The organism is Type-E symbiont of Plautia stali (assembly GCF_059731115.1).
In genome coordinates this window covers 1,408,884-1,433,430 of the sequence record NZ_AP035906.1, presented here as the reverse complement: position 1 = coordinate 1,433,430, position 24,547 = coordinate 1,408,884, and the positions used below count along the sequence as shown (strand labels likewise).

The 24,547-nt window shown below is 54.5% G+C and carries 19 protein-coding genes; 4 read left to right on the top strand and 15 right to left on the bottom strand.

Annotation, left to right across the window (positions count from 1 at the left end):
- Positions 1–101: 101 nt before the first annotated feature.
- Entirely contained in the window at positions 102–758 is a 657-nt protein-coding gene (locus AC6I8L_RS06485; RefSeq protein WP_058961965.1) for a DUF3313 domain-containing protein, read from the bottom strand.
- A gap of 117 nt (positions 759–875) precedes the next feature.
- Positions 876–1,511: a carbonic anhydrase gene (locus AC6I8L_RS06480; protein WP_058961964.1), complete on the bottom strand. Its 636-nt coding sequence runs from the start codon at positions 1,509–1,511 to the stop codon at positions 876–878.
- A 330-nt stretch (positions 1,512–1,841) separates the two neighbouring features.
- Between AC6I8L_RS06480 and rimO the strand changes: the two genes are divergently transcribed.
- A complete protein-coding gene (gene rimO, locus AC6I8L_RS06475; protein ID WP_039336388.1) occupies positions 1,842–3,167 on the top strand; it encodes a 30S ribosomal protein S12 methylthiotransferase RimO in 1,326 nt (441 codons plus the stop codon).
- Here the strand turns inward: rimO and AC6I8L_RS06470 are convergent.
- Complete coding sequence (locus AC6I8L_RS06470; RefSeq protein WP_058961963.1) at positions 3,164–3,613, bottom strand: DUF4385 domain-containing protein; 450 nt, start codon at positions 3,611–3,613, stop codon at positions 3,164–3,166. The genes rimO and AC6I8L_RS06470 overlap by 4 nt on opposite strands.
- A 114-nt stretch (positions 3,614–3,727) precedes the next feature.
- Between AC6I8L_RS06470 and AC6I8L_RS06465 the strand changes: the two genes are divergently transcribed.
- The gene (locus AC6I8L_RS06465) at positions 3,728–5,395 is read left to right on the top strand and encodes a methyl-accepting chemotaxis protein (RefSeq protein ID WP_058961962.1); all 1,668 of its coding nucleotides are present in this window, start codon (positions 3,728–3,730) and stop codon (positions 5,393–5,395) included.
- Positions 5,396–5,577: 182 nt separating this feature from the next.
- On the opposite strand, the gene gsiD is transcribed toward AC6I8L_RS06465, so the two are convergent.
- The 5 genes from gsiD to AC6I8L_RS06440 all read right to left on the bottom strand — a co-directional run bounded on the left by gsiD (position 5,578) and on the right by AC6I8L_RS06440 (position 11,889).
- Positions 5,578–6,483 (bottom strand): glutathione ABC transporter permease GsiD, encoded by a 906-nt coding sequence (gsiD, locus tag AC6I8L_RS06460; protein ID WP_038647910.1) that lies wholly within the window; start codon positions 6,481–6,483, stop codon positions 5,578–5,580.
- A 10-nt stretch (positions 6,484–6,493) separates the two neighbouring features.
- Positions 6,494–7,414, bottom strand: a complete 921-nt coding sequence (gsiC, locus tag AC6I8L_RS06455; RefSeq protein ID WP_034820789.1) for a glutathione ABC transporter permease GsiC — start codon at positions 7,412–7,414, stop codon at positions 6,494–6,496.
- A 49-nt stretch (positions 7,415–7,463) separates the two neighbouring features.
- The gene (gsiB, locus tag AC6I8L_RS06450) at positions 7,464–8,999 is read right to left on the bottom strand and encodes a glutathione ABC transporter substrate-binding protein GsiB (protein ID WP_058961961.1); all 1,536 of its coding nucleotides are present in this window, start codon (positions 8,997–8,999) and stop codon (positions 7,464–7,466) included.
- Between the two features lie 64 nt (positions 9,000–9,063).
- Positions 9,064–10,914 (bottom strand): glutathione ABC transporter ATP-binding protein GsiA, encoded by a 1,851-nt coding sequence (gsiA, locus tag AC6I8L_RS06445; RefSeq protein ID WP_058961960.1) that lies wholly within the window; start codon positions 10,912–10,914, stop codon positions 9,064–9,066.
- Between the two features lie 9 nt (positions 10,915–10,923).
- Complete coding sequence (locus AC6I8L_RS06440; protein WP_058961959.1) at positions 10,924–11,889, bottom strand: isoaspartyl peptidase/L-asparaginase family protein; 966 nt, start codon at positions 11,887–11,889, stop codon at positions 10,924–10,926.
- Positions 11,890–12,117: 228 nt separating this feature from the next.
- Between AC6I8L_RS06440 and moeA the strand changes: the two genes are divergently transcribed.
- Both moeA and moeB read left to right on the top strand, forming a co-directional pair.
- Positions 12,118–13,353, top strand: a complete 1,236-nt coding sequence (gene moeA / locus AC6I8L_RS06435; RefSeq protein WP_058961958.1) for a molybdopterin molybdotransferase MoeA — start codon at positions 12,118–12,120, stop codon at positions 13,351–13,353.
- Positions 13,353–14,108: a molybdopterin-synthase adenylyltransferase MoeB gene (moeB, locus tag AC6I8L_RS06430; protein WP_058961957.1), complete on the top strand. Its 756-nt coding sequence runs from the start codon at positions 13,353–13,355 to the stop codon at positions 14,106–14,108. The genes moeA and moeB overlap by 1 nt, the downstream gene beginning before the upstream one ends.
- Before the next feature lie 547 nt (positions 14,109–14,655).
- On the opposite strand, the gene AC6I8L_RS06425 is transcribed toward moeB, so the two are convergent.
- The 7 genes from AC6I8L_RS06425 to AC6I8L_RS06395 form a co-directional block, all read right to left on the bottom strand.
- A complete protein-coding gene (locus AC6I8L_RS06425) occupies positions 14,656–16,248 on the bottom strand; it encodes an ABC-F family ATPase (RefSeq protein ID WP_034820853.1) in 1,593 nt (530 codons plus the stop codon).
- A 185-nt stretch (positions 16,249–16,433) separates the two neighbouring features.
- A complete protein-coding gene (locus tag AC6I8L_RS06420; protein WP_034820857.1) occupies positions 16,434–16,835 on the bottom strand; it encodes an H-NS family histone-like protein in 402 nt (133 codons plus the stop codon).
- Positions 16,836–17,269: 434 nt separating this feature from the next.
- Positions 17,270–18,751, bottom strand: a complete 1,482-nt coding sequence (locus AC6I8L_RS06415; protein WP_058961956.1) for a sugar porter family MFS transporter — start codon at positions 18,749–18,751, stop codon at positions 17,270–17,272.
- Positions 18,752–19,017: 266 nt separating this feature from the next.
- Positions 19,018–20,535 carry an efflux transporter outer membrane subunit gene (locus AC6I8L_RS06410; protein WP_058961955.1) on the bottom strand — a complete coding sequence of 506 codons (1,518 nt, stop codon included), beginning with the start codon at positions 20,533–20,535 and terminating at the stop codon, positions 19,018–19,020.
- 1 nt (position 20,536) lies between these two features.
- Positions 20,537–22,105 (bottom strand): DHA2 family efflux MFS transporter permease subunit, encoded by a 1,569-nt coding sequence (locus AC6I8L_RS06405; RefSeq protein ID WP_034820876.1) that lies wholly within the window; start codon positions 22,103–22,105, stop codon positions 20,537–20,539.
- Positions 22,102–23,232 (bottom strand): HlyD family secretion protein, encoded by a 1,131-nt coding sequence (locus tag AC6I8L_RS06400; protein WP_058961954.1) that lies wholly within the window; start codon positions 23,230–23,232, stop codon positions 22,102–22,104. The genes AC6I8L_RS06405 and AC6I8L_RS06400 overlap by 4 nt, the downstream gene beginning before the upstream one ends.
- Positions 23,233–23,419: 187 nt before the next feature.
- Entirely contained in the window at positions 23,420–24,529 is a 1,110-nt protein-coding gene (locus AC6I8L_RS06395) for an SLC13 family permease (RefSeq protein ID WP_058961953.1), read from the bottom strand.
- Positions 24,530–24,547: the final 18 nt, after the last annotated feature.

Below are 24,547 nucleotides of genomic sequence, written 5' to 3'. Positions count from 1 at the left end.
TTCTCCTTTATCACGGTCTGCCGTTAAGGGTAGTCAGCCCGTAAGAAAGGATGTGCAGGATTTACAAAACATTAAGCCCGACATAGCGCCGGGCGACGGGATTAAGGCGCGGAGAAGGCTACGACATCACGAATCATTTCGTCGATGCCCGGACGAAGATCGTTGAGCGTAATTGGCGTACTGTTGTTCGGCAGGGATTTACCAAAGGCTTTGCGCACAACTTTGATCATTGGCTTACCGGTCTGCGCATCGACCGCTTCCACCTCGAGGAACAGCGCACTGTTTTGCGTACGGTGGCCAGTGGCCGCCATGGTGCTCGCTACAACTGCCGCAATCGGCACCACTTCGTAGAACTGCATCCCTTCGTTTTCTGCCGTCACGGCGGTGATGGCGCTTTTCACCCTGAGCGTATGTGCACCAGGCTTGCCCACCACCGGTTTACGTTCTGCGACCGCGCGTTTTAACTGACTATCGGTGTACTGACGGATTTGATCCAATGTTTGCTGGCTGATGCGTTCAGTCGGTCGCGCGGCGGGATAGTAAACCACGGGTTCGAACACAACATTGGTGTAATCCGCGCTGTGATAATCCGGCGAGATCCATCGCAATGTCGGTTTACTGCTGGGTGACTGTTCAGATTTTAACTGGCTGTAATCGCCGAGAAAGCCGGAAAACTGCTGTTTATTCGCAACATGAGAGGTACAACCCACCGCCAGCATGGCTAGCGTTAACGCGGGGATATAAAGACGAAATCGCATGAGAAGGCCCTTATAAGAGGTAAATCGCTTCTCAAGTGTAGAGCGCACGCTGCGCTTTGGCGGGAAATTTTCACAGAATGGGAGAAGAAACCACCTGCATTGCAGGTGGTTAGGGAATCACTCGAAGCAGGTCTCAGGATTCTCAGACAACGAAATGAACCTTTCGCCGCCTTTGGTCAGGGCAATAATGCCGCCGCTCTCAATATCATAAACCCACCCATGCAGACGCACTTTGCCTTTACGCAGCGCCACCGCTACCGAAGGGTGTGTTTTGATATTGTTCAGCTGAGCAATCACGTTCTCTTTGACCATTTCATTGAGACGGGTTTCAACTGCTTCATAGTTACGCTCTTCCACCACGGCTTTCGCCGCATTGGCGTAGTGCAACCAGTGATCGACCGCGGGCATGCTTTCTAAATCCGCATTAGACGCGATGGCGTTCATGGCACCACAGTTGGAGTGACCGCAAATGATGATCTCAGTCACACCCAGCGCAACGACCGCGTATTCAATCGTCGCGGAGACACCACCCGGTTCGGGACCAAACGGCGGCACAATATTACCGGCGTTACGGATCACGAACAGCTGGCCTGGCTCGGATTGGGTGACCAGTTCAGGCACCAGACGGCTGTCTGAGCAGGAGATAAACAGGGCTTTGGGATTCTGGTTTGACGCCAGACTTTTGAAAAGATCCTTCCTTTCAGGGAACACATTCTGTTGGAAATTCAGAAAACCTTTAACGATCTCTTGCATTTGTCTGCTCTCACTTTATCCGCATCTGCGCTGGCGGTACGATCTGCACCGTCAGCACGCGTTCAAATTCTTCAGTGCGGTGAATAACTTACAATCACCAACCGAACATTTAAGCAAAACAGGCTGGATTACACAACTCGGATCACCGTTAACGGTTCGCAGTCGCCAGCCTTATCGGCGACGATTTGAACGGATAACAGCTCCATTAAGCATAGCGGGAAACGCCCATTACGCGGTTAAGGAGATTCTTACATCACCTATACATTTTCCCTCGCAACCTCTGTACAATCCCCCGCCTATCCACACTAATTATGATGAATTATTATCCTTATGAGCCATGTCAAAAATCCGCCGCGCGTAGGCTTCGTCTCACTCGGCTGCCCAAAAAACCTCGTCGACTCAGAACGCATCCTGACGGAACTGCGTACTGAAGGCTACGATGTGGTGCCACGCTACGATGATGCGGAGATCGTCATCGTTAACACCTGTGGATTTATTGATAGCGCCGTACAGGAATCACTGGAAGCGATCGGTGAAGCGCTGAACGAGAATGGCAAAGTGATCGTCACCGGTTGCCTGGGTGCCAAAGTGGATCAGATCCGCGAAGTACATCCTAAGGTACTGGAAATCACCGGCCCGCACAGCTACGAGCAAGTGCTGTCGCACGTTCACACCTATGTGCCAAAGCCGGAACACAACCCGTTCCTGAGCCTGGTGCCCGAGCAAGGCGTTAAGCTGACGCCACGCCACTACGCTTACCTGAAAATTTCCGAAGGCTGTAACCACCGTTGCACCTTCTGCATCATCCCTTCTATGCGTGGCGATCTCGACAGCCGCCCGATTGGTTCGGTGCTCGACGAAGCCAAACGTCTGGTGGAAGCCGGCGTCAAAGAGCTGCTGGTGATCTCGCAAGACACCTCGGCTTACGGCGTGGATGTGAAGCACCGCACCGGTTTCTGGAACGGATCCCCGGTGAAAACCAGCATGGTCAGCCTGTGCGAACAGCTGGCGAAACTCGGCGTGTGGGTGCGTCTGCACTATGTCTACCCGTATCCGCATGTGGATGACGTGATTCCGCTGATGGCCGAAGGCAAAATCCTGCCGTACCTCGACATCCCATTACAACACGCCAGCCCGCGCATCCTGAAGCTGATGAAGCGTCCTGGTGCGGTTGAACGTACGCTGGAGCGCATCAAACGCTGGCGTGAAATTTGCCCGGAACTGACGCTGCGTTCGACCTTTATCGTCGGCTTCCCCGGCGAAACCGAAGAAGATTTCCAGATGCTGCTCGACTTCCTGAAAGAAGCGCGTCTGGATCGCGTTGGCTGCTTCCAGTACAGCCCGGTTGAAGGCGCGACGGCCAACCAACTGCCGGACCAGGTGCCGGAAGAGGTGAAGCAGGAGCGTTTCGATCGCTTCATGCAATTGCAGCAGAAAATCTCCAGCGAACGTTTGCAGGAGAAAATCGGCCGTGAAGTGTTGGTGATCATCGATGAAGTGGATGAAGAAGGCGCGGTGGGTCGCAGCATGGCCGATGCACCTGAGATCGACGGTGCGGTGTATCTGAATGGCGATCGTCAGGTGAAAGTCGGTGATGTGGTGCGTGTCAAAGTTGAACACGCCGATGAGTACGATTTATGGGGTACGCGCGTTTAACCGTGCAGCTGCTGGTGCGCACGTTTGCGCGCCAGATAATCGGTGTCCGATCTCAGCCGATCCCAGCATGATTTGAAGATGGCCGCCGCAGCGGCCTTTTCTTTTTCTGTGGTACGAGGTAGCTCGTTACCGTCTGCATCATATTTGCGTCCGCCTTTGTGATTACTGTAGCGACGCGCGCGGGTATAGCCCATCTGAATAAATTTTCGCGCCATATCCATGCCGACAAAGTCGTCCTGTGCACGATACTCCTCAAACAACTGCATGATCTGAACGGAAGATTCCTGAGCCAGTTCCACGGTTCGGAAGCGCCAGAATGGCAGAATTTCGCTCTTGTAAGGCTCCACCATTAACACCCCCTGCTCACCGCGCCCAACCTGATAAAGGTCTGGCCGCTGTCGGAAATCGATATTCTTAAAGTCTTGTTCGTAATCAAAGGGTTTCACTGCATTTCTCCTGCACGACATTATCACTTACTGCAATTATTTTTTTGCGGCTCTTAAGCAATGTGCTTTTACACCGATAACTTCTCTACTAGCCTACTTTGCTCAGGGAAAATCATGTTAACGAAAATGAAAATTGTGACTGCCATCATATTGATGCTGTTGGTATTCACCGCTATGCAGGCCATCTCCGGCTCACTGTTTTTATCTTCCCTGATCGCTGGCCAGCATAATTTCACCGCCAGTAACCAGCTGTCGCATCAACAACGTGAGTTCTCCGATAGCTGGCAAACGCTGGTGAAAACGCGCGTTATCATCAACCGCGTGGCGATTCGCATCCTGAAGAATCAGACCGATGATGCTTCACGCGCTGCCATCAACAAGCTGCTGGTTTCCGCGGGCGCCTCGCTTGATGAAGCGAAACAGCACTTTGACCGCTACAAAAGTGTCCCACGGATTGCGGGGCAAAGTGCGGCAGCCGCCGAGCTTATCGAGAGCAAATTCGCGAACTATTACCAACTGCTGAATCAATCCGCGACCTTCCTGCAAGCCAACAACTACGCCGCTTATGGCGAGCTGGATGCACAGCAAGCGCAGGATGATTTGGAAGCGGCCTACAAGCAGTGGCGTGGCGACAACGTGCAGTTAATCAATACACGCGCTGCAGATAACGATAGCACTTATCAGCATATGCTGGTGATGGTTGCTGTGATGGCGGTGATTGTGGTGCTGTTGCTGCTGGTGGTTTGGCTGCTGGTTCGCCGCATCCTGTTGGCGCCGATGAAGCAAGTTCAGCAGCAGATGAAGCGCTTTGCCGATGGCGACCTCTCCGCCAGTTTGAAGATTGAAGGACACAGTGAAATGGCCGCCATTGCCGCGAGCCTCAACCATATGCAGCAAGCACTGTTGGGCACTATTAACAATGTTCGCGACAGTGCGGATGCCATTTTCGGCAGTGCCAGCGCGATCGCCAACGGTAACAACGATCTCTCCTCCCGCACGGAACAACAGGCCGCCTCGCTGGAAGAGACCGCCGCCAGCATGGAAGAGCTGACCGCCACCGTTAAACAGAATGCCGATAACGCACGTCAGGCGACCCAGTTGGCGAAAAACGCATCGGAAACGGCTGACCGAGGCGGCAACGTGGTGGATGGCGTGGTGAAAACCATGCGCGATATCGCCGACAGTTCGAAGAAAATCGCCGACATCACCAGCGTAATCGATGGCATTGCTTTCCAGACCAATATTCTGGCGCTGAATGCTGCCGTTGAGGCCGCTCGCGCCGGTGAACAAGGTCGTGGCTTTGCGGTGGTCGCGGGTGAAGTCCGTAGCCTGGCGCAGCGCAGTGCACAGGCAGCGAAAGAGATTAAGCTACTGATTGAGGGCTCCGTGCAGCGCGTTAATTTAGGTTCACAACAGGTGAGCAGCGCCGGCGATACCATGCAGGAGATCGTCAGCGCGGTAACGCGCGTGACCGATATCATGGGCGAAATTGCGTCGGCCTCTGACGAGCAGAGTCGCGGCATCGATCAGATTGGTGTGGCAGTGAACGAGATGGATCGCGTAACGCAGCAGAACGCCACACTGGTGCAGGAATCCGCTAACGCCTCGGCTTCGCTGGAGCAGCAGGCCAGCAGCCTGTCTTCGGCGGTGGCGCGCTTTAAAACCGGGACGCGTGCAATGATGGCACCAGTGGCAAACACGGTGAAAGCCCCTGTCGCAGCACCACCGCGTGCCCTTCCGGCTGCCGGTGTGCAGAGCAACGATAATTGGGAAACTTTCTGAGTCGACATAAACCTGGTCGCCATGAATGGCGACCCTACAGGAACAAGTGCAGGTTTGTAGGGTGCGCATTAATGGCGATCCAATGTGCGAAAGTGGGATTTCGCAGAGTGCGCATTTATGACGAACCAATGTACGAAGTGGTATTTCACAGGGTGCGCATTTATGCGCACCAATTTGATATTTCAGGTCTTTAACTTCGGATCCAACGCATCCCGCAGTCCATCGCCCAACAGATTGAAGGCCAGCACCGTCAGGAATATCGCCAGACTGGGGAAGATCGCCACATGCGGGGCTATCACCATATCGGCACGCGCCTCATTCAGCATCGCGCCCCACTCCGGCGTGGGTGGCTGAGCGCCCAAACCCAGGAAAGACAAACTCGCTGCCGTGATGATCGACGTCCCGATGCGCATGGTGAAATAGACCACAATCGACGATACCGTACCGGGCAGAATGTGGCGCATGATAATCGTCCAGTCGGACGCGCCGATGCTGCGGGCTGATTCAATAAAGGTTTGGTGTTTCAGCACCAGCGTGTTGCCACGTACCAGGCGAGCAAATGCTGGGATACTGAAAATCGCCACCGCCACAATCACGTTGCTCATACCGCTGCCCATGATCGCCACCACCGCAATCGCCAGCAGAATACCGGGGAAAGCAAACAGCACGTCACAGATACGCATGGTAATCCGATCCCACCAGCCTTCGTAATAACCGGCCAGCAACCCCAGCAGCGTACCAATCAGCGCACCGATCGCCACCGAGAAGAAACCCGCAATCAGTGAGATGCGTGTGCCGACCAGCACGCGACTAAAAATGTCACGCCCCAGCGAATCCACGCCAAACCAGTGCATCATTGACGGTCCGTCATTCAGTCGGTCGTAGTCAAAATAGTTTTCAGCATCAAACGGAGCGATAAACGGGGCGATGAACGCCACCACAATCAACAGCAGCACAAATAAGCCCGCCACCATCGCCACATGTTGATGGCGAAAGCGGCGCCAGAATTCGCGCCACGGCGTACGTACCCGGGTTTCCGTCATCATCGGCATGGTTTTCAATGCCGCTGCGCGTCGCCAGTTCTTCAAGTGCGACTCCTTACCTGTAACGGATGGCCGGGTTGATCGCCGCATACAGCATATCGACAATCAAATTGATCAAAATAAACTCCAGCGAGAACAGCAGCACCTCGGCCTGAATCACCGGGTAATCGCGCATCTCAACAGAATCCACCAACAGACGGCCTAAACCGGGCCAGTTGAACACCACTTCCACCACAATTGAGCCACCGAGCAGGAAACCAAACTGCAGGCCCATCATGGTCACCACCGGAATCATCGCATTGCGCAGGCCGTGTTTCACCACCACCAGCGACTCACGAACCCCTTTGGCGCGCGCGGTACGCATGTAATCTTCCTGCATGACTTCGACAAACGAAGCGCGGGTAAAGCGTGCCATCACCGCCGCCACGGCTGCACCCAGGGTTATCGACGGCAAAATGTAGTGTTTCCAGCTGTCGGCACCGACCGTTGGCAGCCAACCCAGCTCAACAGAGAACACCTGCATCAGCAGCATGCCTAAGGCGAAAGCGGGAAAAGAGATGCCAGATACGGCCAGCGTCATGCCGATGCGATCGGGCCAGCGGTTGCGCCAGACAGCGGAGGTAATGCCGATGGTCATACCGAAAATCACCGCCCACACCATGCTGGTGAGCGTCAGCCACAGCGTCGGGAAGAAGCGCGCGGCTATCTCTTCTGAGACCGGACGTTTCGACACCATCGACTGGCCAAAATCCCCCTGCAACGCATTGAGAATAAAGTGCCAGAACTGCTGGATCAGCGGCTGATCGAGACCGAGTTCCTGACGCACCAGCGCCACCACCGAGGCATCCGCTTCCGGACCCGCAATCAGGCGCGCCGGATCGCCCGGCAACAGGTGGACAAACAGGAAAACCAGCACCGCGACAATCAGCAGCGTGGGGATCAACCCCAATAATCGTTTGAGAAAATAGTTGAGCATGCAAAATCCTGCGCAGCAGCGGCCAGCCTCGCAAGGCTGGCCGCGCCTGTTACTTCAGATCCGCCTCATCAAAATTGAATGAGGTGTCGGGCATGACATAAAAACCGGTGAGGTTTTTATTGTTCGCGGAGAGCAACTGCTCGACCACCAGCGGGATCCACGGATGGTCGTTCCATATACGATCCTGAGCGTCTTTGTACAGTTTGGCTTTCTGCTCACGATCGGTGGTTTTCAGTGCATCGCTCAGATCTTTATCCACCTTCGGATTGCTGTAGAACGCCGTGTTAAAGATGGCTGGCGGCCAGGAAGTGGTGGCAAACAGCGGCGTCAGTGCCCAATCTGCTTCACCGGTCGAGGCAGACCAGCCAGTGTAGAACATGCGTACACCGCTCTCTTTCTGCCCTTTACTCTCGACTTCTGCGGCACGCTGACCGGCATCCATCGCCGTGACTTTAACCTTCACACCGACCTGCGCCAGCTGCTGCTGAGTGAACTGCAACACTTTCTGCGCGGTGCTGTGGTTGTGAGATGACCACAAGGTCGTTTCGAAACCGTTCGGGAAGCCGGCTTCTTTCAACAGCTCACGCGCTTTGGCCGGGTCATATTTGATCGCCGGGTATTTCTGCGCGAAATCAATCGCCGGTGGCACGATACCGGTGGCTGGCGTGGCATAACCGGCAAACGCCACTTTGACTAACGCCTCACGATTGATGGCGTATTCCAGTGCTTCACGCACTTTTGGATTATCAAACGGCTTCTGCGTCACGTTGAGGCTGATATAGCGCTGCATAATCGATGGCGTGGTGACCACATCGAGCTTGCTGTTGCCCTGCAGTAGTTTGGCCTGCTCAAACGGCACCGGGAAAGCAAAAGTCGCTTCGCCGGTCTGCAACATCGCCGCACGGGTGTTATTGTCTACTACCGGGCGGAAAGTGATGCTGTCCAGCTTCGGATAGCCTTTCTTCCAGTAGCCATCCCACTTCTTCACTTTGACGAAGTCGGTCTGATTCCAGGTAACGAACTCATACGGACCGGTACCCACCGGATGGAAGCCAATGTCCTTACCGTATTTCTTCAGCGCGGTGGGCGAAATCATCACTGCCGCCGGGTGCGCCAGATTGTTGATGAAGGCCGAGAACGGCTGCTTCAGCGTAATCTTCACCGTGGTCGGATCCACCGCTTCGGTGCTGGCGACATACTTGAACAGGTTGTAACGCTTGAGATGATTATCCGGGTTGCTGGCACGGTCGATGTTGGCCTTGACCGCTTCCGCGTTGAAATCGGTGCCATCCTGGAACTTCACGCCCGAGTGCAGTTTGATAGTGTAAGTTAAGCCGTCGCTGCTCGCCTGATAGCTTTCCGCCAGCACGTTTTGCAGCTTCATGTCCTTATCAAAGCCGAACAGTCCCTGATAGAACGCCTTGGCCACCGACTGCGACAATGTGTCATTGGCGTCGTACGGATCCATAGTGGTAAAGGTTGACGCCACAGCAATCACCGCGTCCTTCGCTGCCCACGCTGGCATTGCCAACGCTGAACTCAACAACCCGGCAGTGATAACCCCTTTTCGCATAATATGGTGCATTGTTATCGTTCTCCTGTAATCCCTGTCATGCGCGACATCCGTGGATGACGCGGTTGCTTGCTGCTCAGGCACCGCTAATGGCGTGGCGGGCAACAAAATGCCCCGGTGCCACTTCCAGTAACGGTGCCACTTCTGGCTCATCACCCAAGGGGCGGATCGGGCTGGGGATCTCATCCACCATTAACGCCCGCTCGCGATGACGGTGCGCCGGATCGGCGACCGGCACCGCGGCCATCAGTTTTTTCGTGTAAGGATGGCGCGGCTGCTCAAACACCGCCTGGCGCGGCCCCATTTCCACAATCTGTCCGAGATACATCACGGCCACGCGATGGCTGATGCGTTCTACCACCGCCATATCGTGAGAAATAAATAAGAAGGCGATACCAAACTCGCGCTGCAAGTCGAGCATCAGATTGATAATTTGCGCCTGAATCGAGACATCCAGCGCCGAGACTGACTCATCGGCAATCACCACTTTAGGGTTCAGCGCCAATGCGCGAGCGATGCAGATGCGCTGGCGCTGGCCGCCTGAGAACTCGTGTGGATAGCGTTGCGCATGCTCCGGCAGCAAACCGACGCGCTCCAGCAGCCAGGCTACACGCTTCTCCGCCTGGCGCCGATCCATGGTTTTGTGCACCAGCAGCGGTTCCATAATCGAGAAACCCACCGTCAGGCGCGGATCGAGGGAGGCGTAAGGGTCCTGAAAAATGAACTGAATGTCGCGCCGCAGCGAAGCCAGCGCGTTGCCCTGCAACGCATCAATACGCTGACCATTAAAAGTAATGGTGCCGCCCTGGCTGGCAACCAGGCGCAGCAGCGATCGACCGGTGGTGGATTTTCCGCAGCCGGATTCGCCGACCAGCGCCAGCGTCTCGCCAGCGTGCAGATCAAAGCTGACCTTCTCCACCGCATGCACACGGCGCTTCACGCGATTCAATAACCCACCACGAATATCAAAGCGCGTCACCAGATCGCGTACCTGCAAGATCGGCGGCTCATCGCTGCGCACCGTATCCTGCGGTGTGGCGATCTCTTCTCGGCCATTGGTGTGCAGTAAGGGGAATTTAGCGGGCAGCGGCTGGCCGCTCATCGCTCCCAACCTCGGTACTGCCGCCAGCAAGGCGCGGGTGTAAGGCTGTTGCGGCGCATCAAACAGCTGCTGCACCGGCGCACGCTCAACCACATCTCCGCGATACATCACCTGCACGCGATCGGCCATCTCCGCCACCACACCCATGTCGTGAGTGATAAAAATCACCCCCATCTTCATCTCTTTTTGCAGCACGCGGATCAGCTGCAGAATTTGCGCCTGAATGGTGACGTCCAGCGCGGTAGTAGGCTCATCGGCAATCAGCAAAGCCGGTTTGCATGACAGCGCCATGGCAATCATCACGCGTTGACGCATGCCGCCGGAGAGTTGATGCGGAAAACGCGATAACACATTGTGGGCTTCAGGTATGCGCACCAGATCCAGCATGCGCCGTGCTTCGGTCTGCGCTTGTTGGTGGCTTTTGCCCTGATGTAAACGGATGGATTCGGCGATCTGCTCGCCCACGGTAAACACCGGGTTAAGCGAGGTCATCGGCTCCTGGAAAATCATCGCCATATCGGCACCGCGCACTTTGCGCATCTGGCTGGTGGTGGCGCGCATCACATCCAGCACCTCGCCGTTACGTCGACGCAGTTGGATCTCGCCACTGACATCGCCGCCCGCCTGCTGAATCAAGCGCATCAGCGCCAGCGAGGTGACCGATTTGCCCGAACCGGATTCCCCCACCAGTGCCAGCGTTTCCCCACGATGCAAATCCAGTGAAAGGTTACGCACCGCTTCGGTGATTCGCCCTTCATGCTCAAACCGTACGTTGAGGTCACGCACCGCCAAAACCTGCTCGGGTGCAAACTGCTGCTGCGTCATGCCTGCTCCTTAGCTATCGCGGTAAATCGCTACCTCGACTTCGCCACCCACATAGGCGAATCCCCGATACATCCCTTCACTGTTAAAGGGCAGCACCACATTGCCGTGCCTGTCGACGGCAATCAGCCCACCGCTGCCTTCCAGCTCCTGGACTTTGTCATGAATCACGTTGGCAGTGGCTTGCTGCAGGCTACGGCCGCCGTACTCCATCTGTGCAGAAACGTCATACGCTGCCAGAGTACGAATAAACACTTCACCGGTGCCGGTGCAGGAAACCGCCACGGTCTCATTATTAGCGTAGCAGCCCGCGCCGACGAGCGGCGAATCGCCCACGCGGCCGACCTGCTTGTTAGTCATACCGCCGGTTGAAGTGGCGGCCGCCAGATTACCCTGAAGATCGAGCGCCACCGCACCCACGGTGCCGAATTTGCGATCGGGATCGAGCGGATCGTCGCTGTGGCTTTGCGCAGCGCCGTCATGATCGAGCACCATCTGCTGGCTGCTCAGCGCACGCTGTAGCTGTTCCCAGCGTTCAGGCGTGGAGAAGAAATCCGGTGCAACCTGTTCCAGCCCCTGTTCAGCGGCAAAGGCTTCTGCACCCGCACCGATAAACAGCACGTGAGGGCTATTTTCCATCACCTTACGCGCCGCCAGGATCGGGTTACGAATGTGATTCACGCCCGCAACCGCGCCGACATCCAGGGTGCGGCCATCCATAATGCTGGCATCCAGTTCGTGAGTGCCCTGATGGGTAAACACCGCGCCTTTGCCTGCGTTAAACAGTGGGCACTCTTCCAGCAGCCGCACCGCCTCGGTCACCGCATCCAGCGCGCTGCCGCCCGTGGCCAGAATCTGCTGCCCTGCGGTAACGATTGCGTGCAATTGCTGACGATAGTGCTGCTCTTTTTCGGCGCTCATAGCGGCACGCGTGATTGCGCCCGCACCGCCGTGAATTGCGATAACTGCTTTAGCCATAACCGGTACCCTGTCAGCAAATCAGAACCAAAAACACTGATTTAGAATGGTTTTCATCTTTTTTAGGCAATTTTCGACTATAGAAAGGCACTCCCGGCTTGTAAAGCAGAAAGTGTATCTCCGGTCATAACCTTTTATTGTGGATTATGCTTTTTTAGTCACATGTGACTCGGCAGACAAATGTCACCATAATAGGCAGCAACTGAAATTCATCACGCAGAGACTGACATGGAACCTTTCACCGCAGGATTAATCTCCCTCGAAGACGCGCAGCAAAAAATGCTGCAACAGCTCACGCCCATTAGCGATTGCCTCAGCGTCTCGCTGTATGAGGCTGCAGGTCGCATCACCGCCAAACCGGTTACGTCTCCACTGGATGTGCCGCCGTTTGATAACTCCGCGATGGATGGTTATGCCGTACGTCTCAGCGATATCGTGCCGGACCGCGAATTCCCGGTCGCCGGCAAAGCTTTTGCCGGCGCGCCGTTCAACGGCGATTGGCCCGCTGGCAGCGTGATTCGTATTATGACCGGTGCGCCGATTCCGGCAGGCTGCGATGCCGTGGTGATGCAGGAGCATACCGAGCAGCGTGAGGGCGGTATCGTCATCACCGCTGAAGTGCGCGACGGCCAAAACATTCGTCGCATCGGCGAAGATATTCAGGCGGGCAAGCAGGTTCTGGATGCCGGTGTGCGTCTCGGTGCCGCCGAGTTGCCGCTGCTGGCTTCACTGGGGATTGCCGAAGTCAGCGTGCTGCGCAAACTGCGCGTGGCGATTTTCTCCACCGGCGATGAGCTGCAGGCGGTTGGCCAACCTTTGGCTGATGGGCAAATCTACGACACGAACCGTTTCACCGTATCGCTGATGCTCAACAAACTGGGCTGCGAAGTGATCGATTTGGGCGTGATTGCGGACGATCCCGAGGCGCTGCGCAAGGCATTCAGCGAAGCCGATCGTCAGGCGGATGTGGTGATCAGCACCGGCGGCGTCTCCGTCGGCGAAGCGGATTTCACTAAAGCAATGCTGGAAGAGTTAGGCGTGATTGCCTTCTGGAAGCTGGCGATGAAGCCGGGCAAACCGTTCGCCTTTGGCCGCTTAGCCAACAGCTGGTTCTGCGGGCTGCCCGGCAATCCAGTGTCTGCCGCCGTGACCTTCTATCAGCTGGTGCAGCCGTTACTGGCCACCCTCACCGGGCAGACCACGCGCATTATGCCGCTGCGCCAACGCGCTCGTGCGACTCAACGTTTGAAGAAATCGCCAGGACGCCTCGACTTCCAGCGCGGCATTCTCAGTCGTGGTGAAGACGGCGTGCTGGAAGTGCGCAGCACCGGCGCCCAGGGTTCGCACGTGTTTAGCTCTTTCGCCCTGGCCGACTGCTTTATCGTGCTGGATCGCGACCGTGCTGATGTGGAAGCTGGCGAATGGGTTGAGGTTGAAGTTTTCAATAGCCTGCTGGAGGGCTAATGAGCGTCGAACTGAGCCATGAAGAGATGCTGCGTTACAACCGTCAGATCGTGCTGCGGGATTTTGATTTTGACGGTCAGGAGAAGCTCAAAGCCTCGCGGGTGTTGATCGTCGGTCTCGGCGGGCTTGGATGTGCCGCCGCACCCTATCTGGCTTCGGCCGGCGTGGGCCATCTTACCTTGCTGGATTTCGACACCGTCAGCTTAAGCAATCTGCAGCGCCAGATTCTGCACAGCGATGCCACACTTGGCCAGCCCAAAGTGGAATCTGCGCGTCGGCAGCTCGCGGCAATTAACCCGCATTGCCAGCTCGAAGCGATTGATGCACAGCTGGATGATGCCCAACTCAGTGCTCTAATCGCGCGCCATGATGCGGTGCTCGATTGCACGGATAACGTTGGTGCGCGTGAGCAGATCAATCGTTTGTGTTACCAGCACAAGGTGCCGCTGATTTCCGGCGCGGCCATTCGTATGGAAGGTCAGCTCAGCGTATTTACCTGGCAGCCGGGCGAACCCTGTTATCGCTGCATTAGCCGCTTGTTTGGCGAGCAGACATTAAGTTGCGTGGAAGCTGGCGTGCTGGCGCCATTAGTGGGCGTGATTGGCGCGATGCAAGCTTTAGAGGCCATAAAAGTGCTGACCGCGTTGGGGCAACCTGCCCGTGCACGCTTGTTGATCTACGATGCGATGAGTGCAGAATTCCGCAACATGAAAGTGATGCAGGATAGGCATTGCGAGGTGTGCGGCGAGAAATAAGTAAGGTGCTGAAGGCCAGGAGTCGGCTCAGATAAGGTTCGACCTATCGCAAAGTCACTAAAAATTCAGCGGCCGCGTCTGAATGGATGATGGTGGGTTTGGTTGTTTTCGCTGAAGGTTAGGTGCAGGGTCAGATAAGGTCCGCCCGATCGCAAAGGAAACCGGCATCCATGCCGATCGGCTGGGCCATCCGTGGCCCAGACGCTTTGCTCTTCGGGCGAACCTTATCTTCCCTTTAAACTTTGGTGTGGCTATTTAAATCCAATCGTTGTTCGCGCAGGCTAAATTAACCAACAGAGAGCACGAATATTGATAAAGGCAGGAATGGTGGGTCCGGAGTAAAGCGTTCGCCGCAGGGATGCGGCGACCGAGGCTACAGGGATGTATTCACGCCGTCTTTACGGAGCGGCCCACCATTTATGCCTGAAGGTGCATGACTTCCCAGCGAACTGGCGAACTGGCGAACTGGCGAACTGGCGAACTGGCGAACCAAAGTAAAGCGCCCACCGCAGGAATGCGGCGGACGAAGCTATGAGTATGTAACGATTTAAACAATACCCTGACTGCGCAGATAATCTTCGTAGTTGCCGGTGAAGTCGATAATGCGATCGCCCTTCATCTCCATCACGCGGGTCGCCAATGAACTGACAAACTCACGGTCATGCGAAACGAAAATCAGTGTGCCTTCGTAACCTTCGAGTGCCAGGTTAAGCGACTCAATCGATTCCATATCGAGGTGGTTAGTGGGTTCATCCATGATCAAAATGTTCGGCTTCTGCATCATCAGCTTGCCAAACAGCATGCGGCCTTTCTCACCACCAGAGAGCACTTTAGCAGGCTTCTTAATTTCATCATGACCAAACAACAGACGGCCCAGAATACTGCGCACCGCTTGCTCGTCATCACCTTCCTGCTTCCACTGACTCATCCAGTCGAAAACGCTCAAGTCATCGGCGAAATCTTCTGCGTGATCCTGCGCGTAATAACCAATCAGCGCATTCTCGGACCATTTCACAGTGCCGCTGTCAGGCGTTAATTCGCCGACCAATGTTTTCAGCAAAGTGGTTTTACCGATACCGTTGGCACCGAGAATGGCCACTTTCTCACCGACTTCAACCATCAGATTGAGCTTATTAAACAGTGGGCCGTTATCGAAACCTTTCGTCAGTGCCTCAACTTCCAGCGCATTACGGAACAGCTTCTTATCCTGATCAAAACGGATATAAGGGTTCTGACGACTGGAGGCTTTCACTTCATCCAGCTTAATTTTATCGATCTGCTTGGCACGCGAAGTCGCCTGACGCGATTTAGAGGCGTTGGCACTAAAACGGCTAACGAATGATTGCAGGTCTGCAATTTGCGCTTTCTTCTTCGCGTTATCAGAAATTAAACGTTCACGCGCTTGCGTCGCCGCGGTCATATATTCGTCATAATTACCTGGATACACGCGCAGTTCACCGTAATCCAGATCCGCCATGTGTGTGCACACCATATTCAGGAAGTGACGGTCATGCGAAATGATAATCATGGTACTGTTACGTTCGTTAAGCACCTGCTCCAGCCAACGAATGGTATCAATATCCAGGTTGTTCGTCGGTTCATCGAGCAGCAAAATATCCGGGTTTGAGAATAATGCCTGCGCCAAAAGCACACGCAATTTCCAACCTGGTGCGATTTCGCTCATCGGACCGTAATGCTGTTCCACCGGAATGCCCACGCCCAGCAATAATTCACCGGCACGCGATTCCGCGCTGTAACCATCCATTTCGCCGTATTCGACTTCCAGGTCGGCCACTTTATAGCCTTCCTCTTCGCTCATTTCTGGCAAAGCATAAATACGGTCGCGCTCTTCCTTCACCGCCCATAATTCGGCGTGACCCATAATCACCGTATCCAGCACGCTGAATTGCTCAAAGGCAAACTGGTCCTGACGTAACTTACCGATACGCTCGTTAGGGTCGAGTGAAACATTACCGTTGGTCGGTACCAGGTCGCCGCCCAGTATTTTCATGAAGGTCGATTTACCGCTGCCGTTCGCACCGATTAAACCGTAACGATTACCGCCGCCAAACTTAACGGAGATATTCTCAAACAGCGGCTTACTGCCGAACTGCATAGTGATATTGCTGGAAACTAACACGGCATTGACCTTTGTTACGCGATGGAGGAAAAAACAGCGGGCATTATGCCAGAAACGGGCATCAGGACGCCACCTCTGCGCCTGTTAGCGTGAAGATGAAATGCTGAACGCGTTGTTGCAAAAAGAGAAATAAAAAAGCCGAAGACGATGTCGTCTCCGGCTCCCGCTTACAAGGATTGTGCAGATTATTTGATCAGGAAACTATCCAGGCTTTTACCGGAGTCCAGCGCTTTCTTAATCGCTGCTGGGGTACGGCCCTGGCCGGTCCATGATTTCTCTTCACCGTTCTCATCGGTGTAAGAATATTTAGCCGGACGCGGTGCACGCTTCGCGCGTTTTTTACCGGTTTCCAACGCACCCAGCAATTCGTTCGGGTCAATACCGTCAGCCAGCAGCATTTCGCGGTATTTAGACAGCTTTTCTTCTTTCTCGCGATTCTGCGCTTCTTCTGCATGAACTTCGTCGCGGCGCTCAGTCACCACCACGGTTAATTTCTCCAGAATCTCTTCCAGATCGGTCAATGGCAGTTCACGAGCCTGCGCACGTAATGTGCGAATGTTGTTCAGAACTTTAAATGCGTCACTCATCACAAGGTCCTTGCTTAAGGGGGGTTTAAATAAACTGTAGTGGCAAGATTACCCAATTCAAATAAAAAAATAAATTAATTTATGCGGACGGATAATTCCTAACTGATTAACGTATTCACAATTTGAGCGATATCCCCAGCGAGAAGCTTTAATTAACGGTGAATTAACAACAGCACTTTAGTACCACCGACTGGAACTGGTACCGATTTCAGAGGTTATTCCCGGCTGATAAACAAGCATTTAGCGGTTAATGCCTTGCCTGGCTGATGTGTGTTAGCAGAATAATGAAGATTAATGTTATGGCCGAAAATCTATTTTCACAGGTGATTATTCTATTTTGACAGTTGAGACCACAATCGCATTTTTATCCCCCCTTATCGATAAAAAGCCAGTGCATGCACCGGCTTTTACCCTCATAAAAACGTCACCTCAGGTTACAAGCTTTTCTTCACAGCGTGCGTCAACTGCGGTTGCGGTTCTTCATTTGACAGCCAGTCGTGCAAATAATGCTCGATCTGTTCCAGTGAACGATTTCGTGTTTCCGGTACAAAGCGAACCACAAAAATGGCTCCCCCTATTCCGATTAGCGCAAAAATAAAGAACGCTCCCGATAAACCCACCGATGCCAACAGGATCGGGAACATCAGCGAGATAAGGAAATTAGCGATCCACATTGCAAACACGGCGCCGCCCATAAATATCCCACGCAGACGTGTAGGGAAAATTTCAGACAATAGCAACCAGGTCACGGGTGAGAGTGCACCTTGCTGGAAGCTCAAAAACATCAGCATTCCCAGCAACACCATATAACTGCGCAGAACATCAGGTTGACCATTTACCGTCTCCGGCATGAAATAACTGACGGCACCAATAAATACCAGACAGGCGGTACAGCCAAACTGTCCTAACATCGTCATGGTACGGCGCCCAATGCGCCCCAGCAGCCAGATACCGACGAAAGTCATTAATACTGAAATAACACCATTGGCGATGGTGGCAATTAATGCTGCGTTATCGCTCATGCCCACGGCTTTTAACATGGTCGGAGCGTAATACATGATGGTATTCACCCCGGTTAACTGCTGTATGACCGCAATACCCACGCCAATCAAAAATAATTTAAACAGCCAGGGTTGACGAAGTTCACGCAGGCGTGGGCGCGTTTCATGTTGTTCTTCAGCTAAGGTTTCTTCTATTTCCGTGAGTTCCCACTCAACATCTTGTTTAGCTCGCGTGCGTTCCAGCACCTGACGCGCTTCTGCTAACCGCCCTTTCATCGCATACCAACGCGGTGAGTCGGGCATAAACAGCATGCCGAACCACAGCAGCACCGCAGGCACCGTCGCTACCGCCAGCATCCAACGCCAGGTGGTATCACCGCCCCATACCGCGTTAAAACCGGCGTTGGAGATGTAAGCCAACATCTGCCCGGAGACGATCATCAGTTCTTGCATGGTCACTAACTGGCCACGTTTGTTGGCGGGCGCCATCTCCGCGATGTACACCGGGACTGTCGCTGACGCGCCCCCCACCGCCACACCCAATACCAGGCGGAAGAAAATCATCCATTCAACGTCAGGTGCTAACGCGGTGCCGATTGCGCCAATAGCGAAAATCACCGCCAGCACCAGAATGATTTTTCTCCGCCCGGCCGCGGCGGCAAAGTGGCCTGATGCCAGGGCACCAAAAGCCGCGCCAAACAGCAGGCTGCTGGTGACCAACCCCGTGGTAAAGGGTGTCAGATGGAGATCGTTGCCCATAAATAACAGTGCGCCAGAAATCACACCGGTGTCATAGCCGAACAGCAACCCCCCTAAGGTGGCAATCATTGCTATCACCTTCACAAAGGGTTCAGTGCGCGTGCTGCTGTTCGGCCCTGATGCTTTGTTGGGGGTAAGGTAGTTTTCCCGCGGCATAATCCACTCCTGACAGTAAGAGAAGATTTAAAAATAGTTTATTTCAACCAACAGGAATAATTATGAAATTTAAATTTTGCGCTACAGATCATAAACCCCGCATTTACATGCGGAGCAGATCACAAAAAGGGGCTTTACTGCGTGTAAATCGGTGAAGAGTGATCAGAGGGGAATTTGCATTTAGTCAAAAATGAAAACTTTCGTTTCAAAATGGGCGAATTGTGATGCCTGATGCTGGGGCAACCCGCAGACTGCCCCTTTTACGACTAAGGCACCGTAGTGGCAGGGCCAAACACAGAATATTCCGGCAGATTAACGTTTTGATAAGGTTCCCAGCCGCCGCCCAGCGCTTTGTACAACGCGACTAAATCCAGTGCACTCTGCATTCGTGCCTGTGTCGATTGTGCTTCTGCCTGCGCTAACTGACGCTGTGCGTCCAACACATCCAGGAAGCTGGAAATCCCCTGCTTGTAGCTATCACTGGCGAGATCAAATGCTCTCTGCAATGCGCCAGTGGTTTCATCCAGAGCTGTCACCTGCTGCTGATCGGCGCGATAACTGACCAGGGCATTCTCGACATCCTGCAACGCAGTCAGCACCGTCTGGCGATATTCCAGCGCTGCATTGGCCTGCTGCGCGCGTGCCAGTTTCACGCTGGAGACCAAACGCCCGCCCTGAAAAATCGGAATGGAGAGCGAGGGCCCGATACTGTAGAAATGGCTGCTCCAGTCATCCAGATAGCTGGCATCGGTGTTGCGAACCCCGAGTTGACCCGTCAGTGACAGGCTGGGGAACAGATCCGCCACCGACACGCCAATGTTGGCAGTCTGCGCATGCAGATTGGCTTCCGCCTGGCGAATATCCGGACGTCGTCGCGCCAGCGTGGATGGAATCCCCACCGCCACCATTTTCGGCAACGCCGGTAACGCTTTACTGCTCATCAGCTCGTTATCCAGTGCGCCCGGCGTTTTGCCCAGCAATACCGCTAAACCATTCATGGCCTGACGTTCCTGCGACTGATAGCCCGGTAATTGCGCGTTCAGCGAGGCAAGTTGTGCGCGCGCATTTTCCACATCGGTGAGCGGCGCCATGCCGTTACGCTGCTGGCTTTGCGTCAGTTCCCAGGTTTGCTGCGCCACATCGATTTGCTGCTGCAGCGTATTGAGTACCGCTTGCGCGCCGCGCAATTGCAGATAGGCACGTGCCACTTCTGCTTCGAGTGACACCAGCGCATCATTGCGTTGTTCGATGGCAGCCTGCTGCTGCGCATCTGCGGCTTCCATCTGACGGCGCACTTTGCCCCACAGATCCAGCTCCCAGCTGGCGTCAAAGCTGCCCTGATAAAGGGTGACAGAATGATCGAGGCCGTTCAGTTGATTGGCGACGTCACTGTCCACCTGATCGTAAACCCCGTTGGATTTCAGTATGCCTTTTAGGCCCAACTGCTGACGTGTGACTTTAGCCGAGCCATTGAGTGACGGAAAAAGCCCGCCGCGCGCCTGCGCCAGTTGCTCACGCGCTCCAGCAATGCGCAACACCGACTGCTGCAGGGATAAGTTACCGGCAATGGCGCGTTCAATCAGGCTATCCAGTTGTGGATCATTAAAGCTTTTCCACCACAGTGGGTTGGTGGCCGCCGATTGCGGTTTTGAGGCTTCCTGCGACGGCAAATCGCGATAGCTGCCTGGCGTCTGCGCATGGGGTGGCTGATAATCAGGGCCCACAGCGCAACCCGCCAGAAGCAGAGACAGCGCCAGCAAACTCAAGCGCGGAGAGGTGATCATCTTAGTGTGCTCCTGCACTGCCTTCGCTCTTGATCGGCGAAAGCAACCAACAAAATGGAATCAACAGCAAGGCCACAATACTCAGGCCCATAAATACGTCGATGTACGCCAGGATTCGCGCCTGTGCAATCATCTCTTTGTACAGCTGACCCGTCGCCAGCGTCAGGGGATCGCCCACCGCAGACGTAAAGTCGCGAATCGACTGCGCCCAATGCTGCAAAGTAAGATTGAACGGCTCGTTGAGCGGCGTCATGTTATGCACCATACTCGCCGACCGCGCCTGCATACGCTCAGTGATCCCCGCCGTTGCCAGTGAAATACCGATCGATCCCGCCACATTACGGAACATGGTAAACAATGCCGATGCATCCGCATTGAGCCGTTGCGGCACCGTAATAAAAGCAATGGTCGTCAGCGGCACAAACAGGAAACCCAGCCCTATCGATTGCGCACTGCGCATTAATACCAGGGTGGTAAAATCAACATTCGGCGTCAAGGTCGTGGAATAGAAGAAGGCGCTGGCGAGGCAGGTAAAACCGAAAGCAATGATGTAGCGTGTTTGCACAATCGGCATCAGCTTCAGCACCAGCGGAATGGTCAGGACGATCAATATCGCACCGGGCGAGAGCACCAGCCCCGACCAGGTCGCGGTATAGCCCAGATCCTGCTGCGCCAGTTGTGGAAGTACCACCGAACTGCCGTACAGAATCATCGCCATGCCTGCCATCAGCAAACCGGCCACCCAGAAGTTACGATCTTTCATGACCGTGATATCTACCACGGGTTTACGCGCATACAGCAGCCAGTAGACGGCGCCGACAATGCCGATCACCGCCAGCATGCAAAACAGGCGAATAAAGTGCGAGGCGAACCAGTCTTCATCTTCACCACGGTCAAGGAACACCTGCAAACAGCCGAGTCCAAGGGTGATCAAGCTGATACCGATGTAATCGATTTTCAGCTTGCCCTTCGCCCATTTACGCTCCCAAGGTGGATCTTCCAGCAGTTGATAGATCGCCAGCACCGTTAAAATTCCGACCGGGATGTTAATGAAGAACACCCAGCGCCAGCTGTAGTTATCCGTGATCCAGCCGCCGAGTGTTGGGCCGATCACTGGCGCAACGATAATCGCAATCGAGGAGAGGCCAAAAGCTTTGCCACGATCTTCCGCTTTAAAGTAATCGAGGAGCACCGATTGCTGCACCGGCTGCAAACCGCCGCCGAAAAAACCCTGCAACACGCGGAACAGAATGATTTGCCATAGCTCAGTGGCGATACCGCACAGGAACGAGCAGATGGTGAACATGACAATACAGATCAGGAAGAACTGTTTACGCCCAAACAAGCGGCTAAAGAAGGCGGAAATGGGCAACACAATGCCGTTAGCCACCAGATAGGAAGTCAGCACCCAGGTGGATTCGTCGTAACTGGAAGAGAGTGAGCCGGCAATGTGCGGTAGCGCCACGTTAACGATGGTGGTGTCGAGGATCTCCATAAACACCGCCAGCGTCACCGTGATGGCGACCAGCCAGGGATTGCTGGCCGGACGCCAGCTTTCGCTCGCACTCATTCGACGGTGACCTTCGGCTCAACCGACAGGCCCAGTGGCAACGGATGATTCGGATCCAATCCTTTATCGATGACGATTTTCACCGGCACGCGCTGCACAATTTTCACGTAGTTACCGGTGGCGTTTTCAGCCGGGAAGGTGGAGAAACGCGAGCCGGACCCCATCTGCACGCTATCAACGTGCCCTTCCAGCTTCATATCTGGCCAGGCGTCGATACTGATATCTACTTTGTCGCCGGGATTCATCCGCGCCAGTTGGGACTCTTTGAAGTTGGCATTGATCCAGATATCAGGCGACACCAGTGAAAACAGTGCCGTGCCAGCCTGTACCAGCGTGCCGACCTGCACGTTGCGCTTGGTGACAAAGCCATCGTAGGGGGCGCGCACTTGGGTATAAGAGAGATTCAGTTCGGCGGTATTGAGCTGAGCCTGCGCCTGCTCAACCTGCTGCTGACGCGCTTCTACGTTGGTTTCCTGCTGACGAATCTGCAATTGCACCTGTGAAGCCACTTCGACCTGCGCTTTGGCGCTTTGCAGTTGTGCTTCAGCGGATCGCAGCTGCGCGGCTGCGGTATCGATGTTGCGTTGTGACGTCGCGCGCGGATCCACGCCGCGCTGACGACGATAGTCCGCCTGCGCATTTAAAAGATTGGCCTGCGCTTTGGCTTGATCGGCTAACGCCTGATCGCGCTGCGCAGGATACTGCACGCGTGACAGCGCTAACTGTGCCTGCGCCTGATGCAGTTGCGCCTGAGCCAGGCCAAGCTGGGCTTTAGCCTGATCGCGTTGGGCACTGGTATCGCGTGGGTCGATCTCCACCAGCAAATCGCCCTGCTTCACCCGCTGGTTATCTTTCACCAGCAGTTTCACCACATAACCGGCCGCTTTCGGTGCGATGGTCACGGCATCACCTTCGGTAAAGGCATCATCCGTGGATTCAATGTTGCGCGTGGTAAACCAGAACCACAGGCCCACCAACAGCATGATCACCACCACGATGGCGAGAATGACCAGTGGCTTTTTGCCGGGGCGTTTACGTTGTGGTTCGTTGTTGTCTTGACTGGAGTCTGAAGCGTGCTGCGCATCCTGCTGCTCGCGTGCGGGCGGCTGATTGTGGTTATCACTCATAGGTTATCATCGCTGGCTGTGATCCCGATCCACGGGCAAAAACGGTCAACTTAACCTTAGATCGAAAATTGACAAATGCCAGTACAACTTTACACAAGCCAACAATCAACGCATTTTCTGCCACTAAGTGCGATAACGCGCTGAATAATCAGCGCGTCAGCTCATCGGGCAGAACAAAATGGCAGGCTTAGTGTAGCCAGCGCAACAGGAACCAGCCACACAGCATCGACCACGCCAGCATGGGTAAAGAAAACAGGTGAAAGCGCCACCAGACTTTGCTGTCTTGCGCCATACGCAGCGCAATCAGGTTAGCCAATGAACCCGGCAGCAAGCCAAATCCACCAATGTTGACGGCCCAGGCGAGCACCTCTGAAGGCGGCACTTTTTGCAGCAACAGGATGGTGGCTGGCACATTACTGATCACCTGTGAAAGACCTATCGCCAGCAAGTATAAACCGCCTTCACTCAACTGGCTTATCGCGGCGAAATGCGGTTGTAGCAGGGGAAGATGCATCAGTAAAAACACATCGATGAACATCGCGACAAATACCAGCAACAAGCTCCAGTCAATACTGATCAATACGCTGCGCGCCATAATCAGGAAGCAGCCTGCCACCAACAACAGCGCCCATCCGGTCATTTTCAGCTCTAAAGCCACAATAAACATCAGATACAGCAGCACACTGATGATAAATAATGGTTTTTCCCATTGATGCGCTTCGCTTTGCGCGTGCTTTTGGATGGTTTGTTTAGGAAAACTCCACCAGGTGAGCGCCATCAGGCTGATCATCAACACGGCAACTAACGGTGCCATTTGCAAGATAAAGCCCGGCACGCTGAGCGTGCCGTGGCTCCATAACAGAATGTTTTGCGGATTACCCACCGGCGTCAGCAGCGATCCGGCATTTACCGCCAGCGCTTCAAAAATAATCAGACGAGAAATCGGCAGACGCGAGAATTTGCGTAGCGTCAGGGTCAGCGGCACCAGAATAAACAGCGCCACATCGTTGGTGAGAAAGGTGGAAAGCAGCGCAGCGGCACACACCATAAACAGTGCCAGTGTACGCTCATGTTGAAAGCGCTGCACCAGACGCGCGCCGAGCACATCAAAATAACCGCTGTTTTCCAACCCTTTGGTCAGCATCAATAGCCCGGTGAGCGTCATGATAGTGTGCCAGTCAACGGCGGCAGGCAATTGCGACCAACGATACTCTGCCAGCGGCAATAAAATCACACCCAACAGCAACAGCAAATGCAAAATACGATCACGCATTAAGGAACGCAGCACGATGGGCATGATGGCGGAAGACCTTGT

Excerpts from the sequence above, each read along its gene's own strand:
- gsiC (WP_034820789.1), bottom strand. The coding sequence starts at position 7,414 with ATGCTCAACTATTTTCTCAAACGATTATTGGGGTTGATCCCCACGCTG.
- AC6I8L_RS06420 (WP_034820857.1), bottom strand. The coding sequence starts at position 16,835 with ATGAGTGACGCATTTAAAGTTCTGAACAACATTCGCACATTACGTGCG.
- AC6I8L_RS06440 (WP_058961959.1), bottom strand. The coding sequence starts at position 11,889 with ATGGCTAAAGCAGTTATCGCAATTCACGGCGGTGCGGGCGCAATCACG.
- AC6I8L_RS06465 (WP_058961962.1), top strand. The coding sequence starts at position 3,728 with ATGTTAACGAAAATGAAAATTGTGACTGCCATCATATTGATGCTGTTG.
- AC6I8L_RS06410 (WP_058961955.1), bottom strand. The coding sequence starts at position 20,535 with ATGATCACCTCTCCGCGCTTGAGTTTGCTGGCGCTGTCTCTGCTTCTG.
- AC6I8L_RS06395 (WP_058961953.1), bottom strand. The coding sequence starts at position 24,529 with ATGCCCATCGTGCTGCGTTCCTTAATGCGTGATCGTATTTTGCATTTG.
- AC6I8L_RS06405 (WP_034820876.1), bottom strand. The coding sequence starts at position 22,105 with ATGAGTGCGAGCGAAAGCTGGCGTCCGGCCAGCAATCCCTGGCTGGTC.
- AC6I8L_RS06400 (WP_058961954.1), bottom strand. The coding sequence starts at position 23,232 with ATGAGTGATAACCACAATCAGCCGCCCGCACGCGAGCAGCAGGATGCG.
- AC6I8L_RS06415 (WP_058961956.1), bottom strand. The coding sequence starts at position 18,751 with ATGCCGCGGGAAAACTACCTTACCCCCAACAAAGCATCAGGGCCGAAC.
- gsiB (WP_058961961.1), bottom strand. The coding sequence starts at position 8,999 with ATGCACCATATTATGCGAAAAGGGGTTATCACTGCCGGGTTGTTGAGT.
- AC6I8L_RS06485 (WP_058961965.1), bottom strand. The coding sequence starts at position 758 with ATGCGATTTCGTCTTTATATCCCCGCGTTAACGCTAGCCATGCTGGCG.
- moeB (WP_058961957.1), top strand. The coding sequence starts at position 13,353 with ATGAGCGTCGAACTGAGCCATGAAGAGATGCTGCGTTACAACCGTCAG.
- moeA (WP_058961958.1), top strand. The coding sequence starts at position 12,118 with ATGGAACCTTTCACCGCAGGATTAATCTCCCTCGAAGACGCGCAGCAA.
- AC6I8L_RS06480 (WP_058961964.1), bottom strand. The coding sequence starts at position 1,511 with ATGCAAGAGATCGTTAAAGGTTTTCTGAATTTCCAACAGAATGTGTTC.
- rimO (WP_039336388.1), top strand. The coding sequence starts at position 1,842 with ATGAGCCATGTCAAAAATCCGCCGCGCGTAGGCTTCGTCTCACTCGGC.
- gsiA (WP_058961960.1), bottom strand. The coding sequence starts at position 10,914 with ATGACGCAGCAGCAGTTTGCACCCGAGCAGGTTTTGGCGGTGCGTGAC.